The sequence below is a fragment of the Cedecea neteri genome, assembly GCF_000758325.1.
Lineage (GTDB): Bacteria > Pseudomonadota > Gammaproteobacteria > Enterobacterales > Enterobacteriaceae > Cedecea > Cedecea neteri_B.
Map to the genome: position 1 here is coordinate 4,439,266 of NZ_CP009459.1, position 12,587 is coordinate 4,451,852.

Consider the following 12,587-nt stretch of genomic DNA (forward strand, 5'->3'; position numbering starts at 1 on the left):
GGTTAATGGAGACAACTATACGCCGCTGCATGGGGATGACCATGCCGTTTCATTGAACAAGTTAGTGGAATTTTTGCAATTGCATAATGCCGTTGTGCAGCTCAGCCGTGCGATCCCGATCGAGATTTTCCAACGCGCTTTGGGCTTCCTGACGCATTAGCGTAAGCAGGGCTTTTTTGCCGGAAAGCCCCAACCGCTGGCTGAGCGCCTCATTGCTTTCAAGTTGTTGCAGCCGCCCGCGAAGCGCATGCAGCGGTAAAACGGACGCCAGCAAAAGGCGATTCAACGCCCCCAGACAGGCTTCCAGCGGACGATGTGAGAAAGCAAAACCGGATAACTCTTCCCAGTCTTCGGAACGCAAAGCAAATGAAGCATTCTCGGGTAAAGACAAAGCCAGCTCGAGCCACGTTTTCTGCCACGGCCAGTCTCGCTGTAACCGCTGCCGCTCATTTTCCATCAGCGACTGGCCTTCTGGCGTCAGCGGCAATAACGCCATGGCGCTGTAGCAGCCGCTGCTGGCTTCTTTATGGCTGCCGATTCGAACCAGCTCAAACCCGCAGCGCTGCCAGAAGCGCCACAGTTCGTCGGTATAGCCGAAGCTGACCGAGAGATAATCACAGCGACGATTTACGGCCTGCCGTGCATGTTCAATCATGCCGGCACCGATATGCTCGCGCTGACGCAGAGGGTGAACCGCAATGCGGCTGACGCGCAATCCGCGAAGCGTAGCGGCCAGCGGGCTTCCACCGTGCGCCGCCAGCGATTGCGCCACCAGATTTCCTCTCGGGCGCCGGAACCCGGCCCACACGCTGCGGCTTAGATTTTCATCGAGTCCGCCCTCTTCGACCAGCCACAAGGCACCTGCGCACTGCTCTTCAATATTGGCCGCGATAAAATGCTGGCCTGGCGCATCAAGCATCCGCCGCCAGTCGAGCGGCGAGGTACGGTAATGTGCGCCCGAAAGCAGCCGGTACATCTGCTTTAATTGCTCAGGTTTACGCGGCCAGTCGGCCTGCTCAACATCCTGCAGAATGGGATCGCCTTGCGGGAATTGCTCCAGATCAGGCTCATCAAACAGCATGATCCTGTCGACCACTTGCTCCAGCGGATCGTTCAGCGCCCAGCGGATCGGCGTATTCAATGTGAAGCGCTTGAGCGCCGGAAACGCCGCGCAGAACTTCAGTAAAAAACCGCGCCCGGTTCCCTCGTACCCCTGCACCGTCGTGGTCAGTAAAACGCGGGGGAAACGCGCTATTAGCTGGCGTAACAGCGGGGCCGGAATCGCGGCGGCCTCGTCCACTATCAGCCAGTCATACGCCGGTAAGTCGTGCTCTGCGGCCAGCGCGTCCGGGGCCATAAATTGAAATGATTCGCCCGCATAGCTTGCCAGCACGTCGGTAGCTGCCTTCGCGGGAGCGGTGACCAAACAAGCGCCTGCGCTCCCGTTAACCAGCATTCCCGCCAGCGCAGATTTCCCCCGGCCTCTGGCCGCCGTCACCACCGCCACGCCGCGCTCCATCCCGGACAATTTATCGAGGATAGTAGCCTGTTCTTGCTCCGGTGCGCCGCTGGCGGGTTGCCAGACCGGGCGGTGAGCAAAAGCATTCAGGGAGAGTGACTCATGCTGCTGCCACAGGACGGCCTCTGAATCTTGCCGTACGCAGCGCTGAAGATGGGCAACAAAATGGGGGGTCGGAATCGCCTGTGGAGCATCGCTCCAGCGGCTGGAATCTTCATCCGGCAGCGAGGCCCAGCGTGACCAGTCCGGCGTCAGCAGCAGCAGCCAACTGCTCGCTTTGAGCATCCCGGAAAGCGCAGCGAGAGCGGCGGCATCCAGCCCTCGCCTGGCATCAAAAACGGCATGCTGAAACTCACGCCCAAGCATGCTGCGCACCGCCGAGGGCGCACAATGCAAAGGCAGCTCAGGGGAAGAGCCAACCCACAGCCAGTCACCGGATAAAGAAGCAGACAGCGTGGCAACCTGCTCGCTGCTCCACTGACTCTCCCCGGCCAGCACCATCAACCGGCGGATGCCCGTCTGCTGCATATGCGCCGTTGCCTGCTGCATCGGCGCAACCAAAGTTCCGGCGGTCATCGATTAACGGAGCGTATTGCCGAAGGTGTTGCACTGGGCCGGATCGCCGCTGTCAAAACCCCGTTTGAACCAGGTATAACGCTGCTCGGAAGTACCGTGGGTAAAGCTGTCCGGCACCACCCGGCCCTGACTTTGCTGCTGCAGGCGGTCGTCACCAATGGCTTCGGCAGCATTGAGCGCTTCTTTCAGGTCACCTGAATCGAGCACCTGCTGTTTCTGCATGCTGTTTCCCCAGACGCCAGCGAAGCAGTCGGCCTGAAGCTCCATTTTCACTGACAGGCGGTTAGCTTCGGCCTGGGAAGCATTCTGCTGCAGCTGGCGCACTTTCGGCTCGATACCCAACAGCTTCTGAACATGATGGCCAACTTCGTGGGCAATGACGTAGCCCTGGGCGAAATCCCCGCCCGCGCCAAGCTTGTTGCGCATATCGTCGTAGAAAGAGAGGTCGATATAAACGGTGCTGTCCGCCGGGCAATAGAACGGCCCCATCACGGACTGGCCGGTACCGCAGCCGGTGCGCGTTGCCCCGCGGTACATCACCAGCTTAGGCTGCTGGTATGTGCGCCCCATTTTCTGGAAAATTTCACCCCAGGTATCTTCGGTTGTCGCCAAAATGACCGAGGTAAACTTTGCCGCTTCGTCGTCTTTCGGGCTGATGGAGCGCTGCTGGGAAGACTGCTGAGAAACCGGCGGCTCGCCGGACAGGAAGGAAGTAAGATCGACGCCGTAATAGCTTGCCACAATGACCACGACCAGCAGCACCAGGCCACCTTTTCCGCGTGGGATTCGGAAACCACCGCCGCCCATGCTCATACCAGGGCCAGAGGCGTCATTGCGCCTGTCTTCTACATTGTCGCTTTCGCGACGTCCTTGCCAACGCATACGCTCGTCCTCATTAACAATCACAACATATAATGGATAGATCGTAGGTGGTTACCGGCAGGATTACCATAAGAACAGACAGCGAAAAAACAGGGTGCGCAAAAACGCACCCTATTGCGCAACGTAAACGATTGCGTGGTTAGTCTAATTTTACGCCGAGACGGTGAGCAACTTCCTCGTACGCTTCAATCAGGCCACCCAGGCTCTGGCGGAAACGGTCTTTATCCATTTTATCAAGGGTTTGCTTGTCCCACAGGCGGCTGCCGTCCGGGGAGAATTCGTCGCCCAGCACCACTTCACCTTTGAACAGGCCAAACTCTAGCTTGAAGTCAACGAGGATCAGGCCAGCGTCATCAAACAGCTTGCTCAGCACGTCGTTAGCTTTGTAGCTCAGCTCGCGCATGCGGGCCAGATTCTCTTTGCTCACCCAACCAAAGGTTTCGCAGTAAGATTCATTGACCATCGGGTCATGCATAGCGTCGTTTTTCAGGAACAGATCGAACAGCGGTGGGTTCAGCTCAATACCTTCTTCAATACCAAGGCGCTTCACCAGTGAACCCGCGGCGCGATTACGAATCACGCATTCCACAGGCACCATGTCGAGCTTCTTCACCAGCACTTCGTTATCAGAAAGCAGCGCTTCCATCTGGGTCGGGATACCCGCTTCTTCCAGCTTGGCCATAATGAAATGGTTAAACTTGTTGTTTACCATGCCTTTACGGTCGAACTGCTCGATGCGCGCCCCGTCACCTGCTGACGTATCGTTACGGAATTCGAGCACCAACAGATCCGGGTTTTCCGTACTGTAAACGGTCTTCGCTTTGCCGCGATACAACTCAGCTTGCTTTTGCATCTTTCTCACTCCAGGTATAGCGATCGCTTGCGCAATCGAAGGGGTTTACCCGTCATACTTCAAGCTGCATGTGCGTTGGTTGCACCTGCTAACTCCGGTCACATAGTTAGCTATGCTCCCGGAGATTTCCAGGCTTACCGCCTTCCTGCAGCTCGAATTATTTAGGGTATCTACATAGGCCTAAATAAGAAGGGCCGGAATTAACCGGCCCTGCTGTGTTACTTGCTGAATGCTGCCTGGAAGACAGCGACCAGCGCATCGTTCTGAGACTGCGTCAGCGGGTGCCCTTTCGGATCGATGAACTGCAGGCTGCTGCGGTTATCGAGGTCGCCAACCTGCAGCTTATAGTCGCCGTTGGTTAACCCTGGATCTTTCGCACCCAGGTCACTCCAGCTGCTGTCAGACAGCGCTTTATAGGTCACCGAGATATTGCCCTGAGAACGGGTAGTATCGGTGACTTTCATGCCCGCTTTTTCAAGCGCGGCCGGCAGGCGGTTCCACACCACGTTGAACGGCGCGCGAACGACCAGCATTGGCAGCCCGGTATCATCCGCTGCGCTCTGCACGTCAAGCTGTGCTGCGCTGCGGTTGTCCTGCGCATTCTGGCGGGTCGTTTCAGACTTATCGAGACCGGCACTGATGATGTTCAGCATTTGCGCACTGTAGCGCTGCAGAGATGAAGCATCCGCCACCGGCTTGCCGCCCTGCTCCAGGTTCAGCAGTTTAACGACGACTGACTGCTGGTAGCCCTGAGGCTGCACGCTAATCTGGTAGCGACCACGATACTGGACGTCTTCGTCAGCGCGGTTCCACTGAACCCAGTCGGTCGTCAGGGTCTGGCTGGCATCGTTACGTTGCGCAATAGCGTAGTTCCCGGCTTGCAGGATACTGACCACCTGAGGCCACAGGCCGCTTGCCTTGTTAGCTTCAACCTGCAGCGTAGCGGTGTCACCGGTGAACTGAGTACGAGCCCCATTTACCAATGCCAGCGCCTGCGCCGGTGGACGAATATCCAGCTGCTTGCCTACAGCACCGCTGCCGTTGGTGACCGGAATGTTGTAGTCGCCATTCTGAATCGGCAGGATCATCCCGGCCGGAGAGTGGATTTCCGCAAGTGGGGTCGCATCCAGGTAGGACTCATCGCCGCTAACCTGGCGCTTGTAACGCTGATCGGAACTGCACGCCGCTAACAGCATGGCGAGCGAAACAACAGCAACTTTTGCCACCGTCGACTTCTGTACTGAGTAAGCCATCAAATCTCCCTAAGCTTTACAGCAGACCGGCATGCTTAAGCGCGCTGATAATCACCGGGCGACTGGCGTCGGTCAGCGGCGTCATCGGCAGGCGTAAGGTATCGGTTGCCACAAGACCCAACTCCCTCGCGGCCCATTTCACCGGAATAGGGTTAGGTTCTACAAACAATTTATGGTGCAGCGGCATCAGACGCTGGTTAATTTCGCGAGCCTGTGCAAATTGCCCTGAGGTGGCAAGTTTACACATTTCTGCCATTTCACGCGCGGCTACGTTTGCCGTCACGGAAATCACACCGTGACCACCAAGCTGAATGAAGTCCAGCGCGCTGGCGTCATCACCGCTCACCAGGATGAAGTCATCTTCAACCAGCTCTTTGATCTGGTTTACGCGGCTTAAGTTCCCGGTGGCTTCTTTGATACCGATAATATTTTTGATTTTCGCCAGACGGCCAACGGTTTCAGGCAGCATGTCACAGCCGGTACGCGACGGCACGTTATACAGCATCTGCGGCAGATGGGTGCTTTCAGCAATCGCTTTAAAGTGCAGGAACAGCCCTTCCTGAGTAGGACGGTTGTAATAAGGGGTGACCGTCAGACAGCCCACAATGCCGCTGTCCTGCAGGTGATGCGTCAGGGAAATCGCTTCGGAAGTGGCGTTAGCCCCGGTACCGGCAATGATCGGGATACGCCCGTCCGCCAGTTCTACGGTAAGCTTCACTACGTCGACGTGTTCGTCGTGGCTTAAGGTAGCCGATTCGCCGGTAGTCCCTACCGAGACAATCGCCGATGTTCCGCTGGCGACATGGTAATCAATCAGTTTTTTCAGGCTGGACCGGCAGACATTACCTTTCTCATCCATCGGCGTAATTATCGCGACAACACTTCCCGTAAACATTAGCCACCCTCTGTGCAAACATGTTCTCCAATGTTACGTTTGGTGCCATAGCAAAAGCAAGCCGCCAGAAGGCGCTAAGCGGTTGGCAGCATACTTTTTTTATGCTTTCCTAATGTGAATCTCACCGATTGACAGGAAGAACACGTTTGACACCCTCATCACACCATTATTTGGTTATCACAGCCCTGGGGGCGGACCGTCCAGGTATCGTCAATACCATCACACGTCACGTAAGCAGCTGCGGCTGTAATATCGAAGACAGCCGTCTGGCGATGCTGGGTGAAGAGTTCACCTTTATCATGCTGCTTTCCGGCACCTGGAACGCGATAACCCTGATCGAATCCACCCTGCCGCTGAAGGGCGCTGAGCTCGATCTGTTAATTGTGATGAAACGCACAACCGCACAAGAAAGACCGGCCACGCCGGCCACGGTTTGGGTGCAGGTTGAAGTGGCGGACTCGCCGCACCTGATTGAGCGATTCACCCACCTGTTTGATACCCATCAAATGAACATTGCCGAGCTTGTTTCCCGCACTCAGCCTGCGGAAAACGGCGTGGGACCGCGCCTGTATATTCAGATAACCGCCCACAGTCCCGGTTCACAGGATGCGACAATTATCGAGCAAGCGTTTAAAGCCCTATGTACAGAATTGAAAGCAGAAGGCACTATTAACGTGGTTAACCCACAGCAAGATGATTAAAGACGGAGAGTAGTGATGAGCCCACTGAAAGCCGGTGATATTGCACCGAAATTTAGCTTGCCCGATCAGGACGGCGAGCAAGTAAATTTAACCGACTTCCAGGGACAGAGAGTTCTGGTTTATTTCTATCCAAAAGCGATGACACCAGGCTGCACCGTGCAGGCATGTGGTTTGCGCGACAACATGGATGAGTTGAAAAAGCGTGGCGTGGAAGTGCTGGGCATCAGCACCGACAAGCCGGAAAAACTTTCCCGTTTTGCCGAGAAAGAGCTGCTTAACTTCACCCTGCTTTCTGATGAAGACCACCAGGTTTGCAGTCAGTTTGGCGTGTGGGGCGAGAAATCTTTTATGGGCAAAACCTATGACGGCATTCACCGTATCAGCTTCCTGCTGGACGGCGACGGTAAAGTGGAAAAGGTGTTTGACGATTTCAAAACCAGCAACCACCACGATATCGTTGTGAACTGGCTGACCGAAAACGCCTAAGAACAGATAAAAAAGCCGACATCTCCGTCGGCTTTTTTCTTATCGAGTTTTCCGCTTCGTAAGGCAGTGACTTTCTCCGTTATGAAGCAAGAAGGTCATAATGCTGTTCAATGAATTGGGGTAAAGTCGTTAAAGGTTGCCCAATAATTTCTGTCCCCACGTCATCCAGCCCCTCAAGCAATCTCTCGCGCTGATCCTGTTTGATAGCCAGGAAATGCAAACGCAGAAAATCATTCTCGGGTATGCCGAGCTGCGTTAAGAATTCATCAACCGAAGCATGTTCAAATTGAATATCCTTGCCTAAGGTATCTGCCAATACCTGCGCTATTTCAACATGGCTGTATTCTACAGGCCCATGAAGTGAATGAATTTTTCCAGCATGCTTTTCGGGTTCAATCAGCATACTGGCGACAACGCGGGCAATATCTGCAGCCGCGATGGGGGCAAAACGGCTGTCCGGATCAAACGGCGTCACATAGCGGCCGCCGCGGATTAAATGGGCAGAATATAATAGCCACTCGGCAAAAAGAGTGACCCGGAGATGAGCCGTCGGAATGCCTGACCAGTCTAATACCTGTTCCGCAATCCAGTGTTTGAGGGTTTGAGGGCTCGTGGCATCAGGTCGCGACTGCTTCTGAGACATATTAACGACCAGTTTAATTTTTGCCTCTTTTGCTGCCTGGGCAAAAATTGCCGTCGCCTCGACAAGCCCCTCAGCTAAAGGGTAACAAAAATAGGCTGCTGTCACGCCTTCCAGCGCCTGGCGCATTTGCCGAAGCTGGAGCATATCAGCGACCACGACTTCAGACCCTGACGCACGTAATTTAGCGGCACGCTCATCCTCACGGCGAACCAAAGCCCGAACTTTATGGCCCTTTTCAAGCAGGAATTTTACCGTAGGGGATCCCGTATCACCTGCCGCAGCGGTAACCAAAAAGGTGTTCATTGTTTATTTTCCGAAAAGTCCAGGCGCTTTGCCCGGTAAACCAGACAGGTACAGCCCTGATTACAGGGTGGCGAAATGGTGCTCCAGCCCCTTAGGATTGCTTTCCCAAAAGCGAGAAACCTGCACCGAAACAGGATCGGGATAAATATCTTCTCGGTCTTCAAGCAGGCCTTTCACAATCTCTTCTGCGGCAACGGTTGGCGATGTTTTTTCCGCGTGCCGATCGGACGCCATATCGGTATCAATAGGGCCAGGGAAGATACCCACCACGCTAATATTCTGGGATTTCAATATAGCGCGCGCGGCCTGAGTTGCTGAAAGCAGTGCGGCCTTAGAGGCGGAATACCCCGCAGTTTGGGACATAGGCGCCAGCGCCAGCACGCTCAGCACATTGGCAATCACGCCCACCTCTTTTTTGCCCATAAGCGGCGCAAAAGCTTGAAGAACCCGCACCGTACCGTAGTAGTTGACATCCATATCAGTCATCAACTCGGCAAAAGTCGCCGTCAAAATCGTATTGTCATTCATCACCCCGGCGTTATTAACCAAAATATCAAGCTCACCGATTTTCTGAGCCGCAGCCTGAACACTCTCCGACTTCGTCACATCCAGCTGCACAGCAACCACACGATCGTCGCCATAATCCCGCAGCGCTTGAGGATCGCGAGCACCAGCATAAACCTTACCTGCTCCGTGCCTGAGAAATGCACTCACCAATTCAGCGCCAATCCCCCGGTTTGCCCCGGTAACGAAAACTGTTTTGCCTTGAATATTCATATCAATGACCTTTTGGGTTAATTCACCGTCTGGTGATGTTTTCATGCGCGCAGAATTTATCCTGTACGCTTCGTTTCTATTTCAGAGGCAAGCCTTAACGCATTGGAAATGCCATCCTTGAGCAACTGCGTAGACAAAGCCTCATCGGTAACAATACGAGAAAGCTGAAGCGTGCCGACCATGACCGCCCAAACAGCAGCAGCGACTCTCATTCGGGCCTCAGCCCCGGCCTCAACCGGCAGACAGTCAGCGATACGCTCAATAAAGCTGAGCGTTTTTCTCGTTATCATTGACCGGGTGTCTTCCGGTCGATTTTTCAATTCCGATGCAAGCGAGGCGAACACACATCCCTTGTCGGGATTATCGCGATGTCCTGGACTCAGGTAGCGCGACAAAATATGCTCCAGACTGACCGGCGAACTGCCGTCCCCCTCCGCAAAAATGCGGCAAAAAGTTTCATCTGCCGCAATACCCACCGCTTCCTGAATCAACTCTTCTTTGGATTTGAAGTGACTATAAAATCCACCAACGGTCAGCCCTGCATGCTCCATCAATGAAGCGACGCCAACTTTTTCAATGCCTTCCTCACGGAAACGTTGTGAAGCAACCTTAACAATGTGCTTGTGCGTTTCCTCTTTATGCCCTTTTGCATAACGCATGAAATTGCCCTCTTTTTAGCGTGCTTAGTCAGCATTAAATTATATTTATAATATAACCGGTCGTCGCACAGCTAACATCTCTTTTGATGTCGGGTTATTCGTTATCCTGCAAAAGGGAGAAAACCGGCAAAAATCTCAGCTCTGAACCGCGTTGGCGGTGGCTGACGTACTGTCAGAGACTCGCGGCCACATGGCACCAGACAACTCGGTCATTACGCAAATCACCGCTGAAACCACAATGGCCAGTGCAACAATCGAGAACACCCCCGCCAAAGAGAGATGGAAATACGTGACGGCCAGCCACCCACCACCGGCTGCAATCAGCAAGCGCGCCGTACCGGCCAGGAAAATACGCCACATATAGCCACTTCCCTGCGCGGCAAAGCTCAGCGCGAAAACGATCCCACTCGCAGCATAGAATGGGGCAACAATTTCCAGATAGAGCGAACCCGTTTTCATAATTGCCGGATCGTGGGTGAACAGCCCCATCCACAGCGCCGGGAAAAGAGCTACCATTAAACCAATGACTTCGACAATCGTGACGCTTACCGCCACCCCAACCCACGCAATTTTTCTGGCTCGGGCAATCTGACCTGCCCCCACGTTCGTCCCGACCATAGTGAGGATCGCGGTTCCCATTGCGAATAAAACTGGGATAAGAACGTAGTCCAGTCGGGATGCTGTGCCATAACCGCCGATAGCATCGAGGCCAAACCGCCCGACAGCGCCGGTCACCAGCAGAACCATGACATTCAGTTGCAGTGTCCCAAGCGCGGCCAGCACGCCCACCTTGAGAATGTCGCCGAATAACCGGCCACGCAGAGGAGAGAGCCTCAAACGGAGCCCGGAACGCCCGCTGGCCATATAGCGCAGCAGTGCCAGGGCAGCCAGCCAGTAATAGAGACTAACGGCTACACCGGCCCCCGCGATGCCAAGACCTTTGATCGGGCCAAGCCCGAAAATAAACAGCGGCGAGAGAGGGACCAGCACAATAGCGCCGATAAACGTCACCAGGGCTGGCACTTTCACATTCCCGACGCCCCTGAGAACGGCGGAAAGCAGGTTAACTATCCAAATCGGTACCGCCGCAATAAAAACAAATATTGAGTATGTCTGTGCGGCATGAAGCGCGTCGCCGGACCCACCGAGAGCGGCATAAAGCACCGGCCCAAAGCCGATAACGATCGCAGAAAAAAGCAGGCCAAAGGCCACTGCCACCACGACCGCATGCAGGATCAGGGCATTCACATCATCATGCCTGCCGGCACCAGTTGCCCGTGCAACCGCAGAAGCCACCCCTCCTCCAATGCCCCCGGCAGCCATCATTGTCATTAACATCCACAGGGGAAACACCATCGACACACCAACCAAAGCAGGCGTCCCGAGGAAAGAGACATAATAGGTCTCAGCCACGTTGACCAGCGTTTGTGCCGCCAGCACAGCAACGGTGGGGAGAGCAAGGCGCATCATTGTTGAAAAGACTGGCCCGCTCAGCATTTGTTCCCGCATGTGCCGTTTGGCATCCTCACGATCGTTCTGAATCTTCATGTTGCCCTCTCTGCTGCCGCTCATTAACCCTGTCACGGTCGCGTCGCCTTAATAACTATTATATTATGATCATAATACTATGCAGCAAAAAAACGGAATACAAGAGGGATCGAAACAAATAGTCCATCGATCATTTTCCAGGGGAAGATTACAGACACCTTCGTGTAGTCGCCGCCGTAGGCAGGAACTGAACTCGAACAGTGCGTGGGAGTTTTTGAAGTTGCAGAAGGGTCATGCAGTAAAATATCAGGCAGAAAGGGGCTGCCTGACAGGAAGGCGCGACCGGCGGCGGTTGATATCTAACCACCGCCGCCAATCCCTGATCGCTATTCCCGGCTCGCCGCGTCATCCACCGCTGAAGCATCCGGCCAGGCGTGAACCACGGCTTTAATCAGCGTGGCCAGCGGGATAGCAAAGAACACGCCCCAGAATCCCCACAGCCCGCCGAAAATCACCACCGACAAAATAATCACCAGCGGATGCAGGTTCACCGCCTCCGAGAACAGCACCGGTACCAGCAGGTTGCCGTCCAGCGCCTGAATAATCAGGTACACGCCAAACAGCGTCCAGAACTCGGTGCCCAGGCCAAACTGGAACAGCGCCACGCAAATCACCGGAATAGTGACCACAAACGCGCCGATGTAAGGAATCAGCACCGAGAAGCCAACCAGCACCGCCAGCAACAGCGAGTAATTCAGCCCGAAGACAATAAAGCCGATGTAGGTCGCCACGCCCACGACGATCATCTCCAGCACTTTACCGCGAATATAGTTGGTGATTTGCTGGTTCATCTCCAGCCAGACCTGCCCGGCCAGACCGCGGTTACGCGGCAAAACACGGCGCACAGCATTCAGCATCTGCTCTTTGTCCTTCACGAGGAAGAACACCATCAGCGGCACCAGGATCAGGTAGATAGCCAGCGTCAGCAGCCCAACCAGCGACGCCAGCGAGAATTTCACCACCTGGTCGCCCATGCCTGAGAGCCGTCCACGAACGTTTTCCGCCATGGCATCAATAATGCCCGCATCCACCAGCGCCGGATAACGCTTCGGCAGCGTGGCGGCAAAATCAGAGAGCTTGTTGAGCATCCCTGGCATATCGCGAATCAGGTTGATGCCCTGCTGCCAGGCGACGGGCGCCACAAACAGCACCATCAGCAGCAAAATGCCGACAAACAGCACCAGCACGATAGTGGTAGCCCACGTTCGGGAACAGCCAATACGTTCGAGGCGCACCGTAGGCCACTCAAGCAAATAGGCCAGAACGATGGCAACCAGCAGCGGAGCTAAAAGACCGTGCAGGAAGAACAGGATGCAAAAACCCGCCACCAGAATAACCAACAGGGCAATCGCCTCCGGGTCGCTGAAGCGACGGCGATACCACTGCAACAACATGTCGAGCATACATCCCTTCCGTGAAGTTTTTTTTGATGCCGAATTGTATCGAAATGTCACCGCAAAGACTTTGCTTTTTACGGCGGATTACAAAGGAG

Annotated in this window: 12 protein-coding genes; 2 read left to right on the forward strand and 10 right to left on the reverse strand. The window is 54.8% G+C overall.

Features of this window, described 5'->3' with window-relative positions:
* Positions 1–61: 61 nt before the first annotated feature.
* The 5 genes from LH86_RS20685 to dapA all read right to left on the reverse strand — a co-directional run bounded on the left by LH86_RS20685 (position 62) and on the right by dapA (position 5,978).
* Positions 62–2,095 (reverse strand): tRNA(Met) cytidine acetyltransferase TmcA, encoded by a 2,034-nt coding sequence (locus tag LH86_RS20685; protein WP_269320699.1) that lies wholly within the window; start codon positions 2,093–2,095, stop codon positions 62–64.
* 3 nt (positions 2,096–2,098) lie between these two features.
* A complete protein-coding gene (locus tag LH86_RS20690) occupies positions 2,099–2,977 on the reverse strand; it encodes a neutral zinc metallopeptidase (RefSeq protein ID WP_039305401.1) in 879 nt (292 codons plus the stop codon).
* Between the two features lie 139 nt (positions 2,978–3,116).
* Positions 3,117–3,830 (reverse strand): phosphoribosylaminoimidazolesuccinocarboxamide synthase, encoded by a 714-nt coding sequence (purC, locus tag LH86_RS20695; RefSeq protein WP_008460193.1) that lies wholly within the window; start codon positions 3,828–3,830, stop codon positions 3,117–3,119.
* Between the two features lie 218 nt (positions 3,831–4,048).
* Positions 4,049–5,083 (reverse strand): outer membrane protein assembly factor BamC, encoded by a 1,035-nt coding sequence (gene bamC / locus LH86_RS20700; RefSeq protein WP_039305404.1) that lies wholly within the window; start codon positions 5,081–5,083, stop codon positions 4,049–4,051.
* 16 nt (positions 5,084–5,099) lie between these two features.
* Complete coding sequence (dapA, locus tag LH86_RS20705; RefSeq protein WP_039305407.1) at positions 5,100–5,978, reverse strand: 4-hydroxy-tetrahydrodipicolinate synthase; 879 nt, start codon at positions 5,976–5,978, stop codon at positions 5,100–5,102.
* Between the two features lie 146 nt (positions 5,979–6,124).
* Here dapA and LH86_RS20710 point away from each other — a divergent pair, with 146 nt between their 5' ends.
* Complete coding sequence (locus LH86_RS20710) at positions 6,125–6,679, forward strand: glycine cleavage system transcriptional repressor (protein WP_008460196.1); 555 nt, start codon at positions 6,125–6,127, stop codon at positions 6,677–6,679.
* A gap of 15 nt (positions 6,680–6,694) precedes the next feature.
* Positions 6,695–7,165 (forward strand): thioredoxin-dependent thiol peroxidase, encoded by a 471-nt coding sequence (gene bcp / locus LH86_RS20715; protein ID WP_039295873.1) that lies wholly within the window; start codon positions 6,695–6,697, stop codon positions 7,163–7,165.
* A 79-nt stretch (positions 7,166–7,244) separates the two neighbouring features.
* On the opposite strand, the gene LH86_RS20720 is transcribed toward bcp, so the two are convergent.
* The 5 genes from LH86_RS20720 to LH86_RS20740 form a co-directional block, all read right to left on the reverse strand.
* Complete coding sequence (locus LH86_RS20720) at positions 7,245–8,111, reverse strand: NmrA family NAD(P)-binding protein (protein WP_039305410.1); 867 nt, start codon at positions 8,109–8,111, stop codon at positions 7,245–7,247.
* Between the two features lie 60 nt (positions 8,112–8,171).
* Entirely contained in the window at positions 8,172–8,933 is a 762-nt protein-coding gene (locus LH86_RS20725; protein WP_197061691.1) for an SDR family oxidoreductase, read from the reverse strand.
* A gap of 11 nt (positions 8,934–8,944) precedes the next feature.
* On the reverse strand, positions 8,945–9,547 hold the full coding sequence (locus tag LH86_RS20730; protein ID WP_039305413.1) for a TetR/AcrR family transcriptional regulator: 603 nt from the start codon (positions 9,545–9,547) through the stop codon (positions 8,945–8,947).
* A 135-nt stretch (positions 9,548–9,682) separates the two neighbouring features.
* Positions 9,683–11,095, reverse strand: a complete 1,413-nt coding sequence (locus tag LH86_RS20735; protein ID WP_197061692.1) for an MATE family efflux transporter — start codon at positions 11,093–11,095, stop codon at positions 9,683–9,685.
* A gap of 326 nt (positions 11,096–11,421) precedes the next feature.
* Complete coding sequence (locus LH86_RS20740; protein WP_039305416.1) at positions 11,422–12,498, reverse strand: AI-2E family transporter; 1,077 nt, start codon at positions 12,496–12,498, stop codon at positions 11,422–11,424.
* Positions 12,499–12,587 lie beyond the last annotated feature (89 nt).

Coding starts and splice junctions, on each gene's coding strand:
- LH86_RS20685 (WP_269320699.1), bottom strand. CDS start 2,095: ATGACCGCCGGAACTTTGGTTGCGCCGATGCAGCAGGCAACGGCGCAT.
- LH86_RS20690 (WP_039305401.1), bottom strand. CDS start 2,977: ATGCGTTGGCAAGGACGTCGCGAAAGCGACAATGTAGAAGACAGGCGC.
- purC (WP_008460193.1), bottom strand. CDS start 3,830: ATGCAAAAGCAAGCTGAGTTGTATCGCGGCAAAGCGAAGACCGTTTAC.
- bamC (WP_039305404.1), bottom strand. CDS start 5,083: ATGGCTTACTCAGTACAGAAGTCGACGGTGGCAAAAGTTGCTGTTGTT.
- dapA (WP_039305407.1), bottom strand. CDS start 5,978: ATGTTTACGGGAAGTGTTGTCGCGATAATTACGCCGATGGATGAGAAA.
- bcp (WP_039295873.1), top strand. CDS start 6,695: ATGAGCCCACTGAAAGCCGGTGATATTGCACCGAAATTTAGCTTGCCC.
- LH86_RS20720 (WP_039305410.1), bottom strand. CDS start 8,111: ATGAACACCTTTTTGGTTACCGCTGCGGCAGGTGATACGGGATCCCCT.
- LH86_RS20725 (WP_197061691.1), bottom strand. CDS start 8,933: ATGAAAACATCACCAGACGGTGAATTAACCCAAAAGGTCATTGATATG.
- LH86_RS20730 (WP_039305413.1), bottom strand. CDS start 9,547: ATGCGTTATGCAAAAGGGCATAAAGAGGAAACGCACAAGCACATTGTT.
- LH86_RS20735 (WP_197061692.1), bottom strand. CDS start 11,095: ATGAAGATTCAGAACGATCGTGAGGATGCCAAACGGCACATGCGGGAA.
- LH86_RS20740 (WP_039305416.1), bottom strand. CDS start 12,498: ATGCTCGACATGTTGTTGCAGTGGTATCGCCGTCGCTTCAGCGACCCG.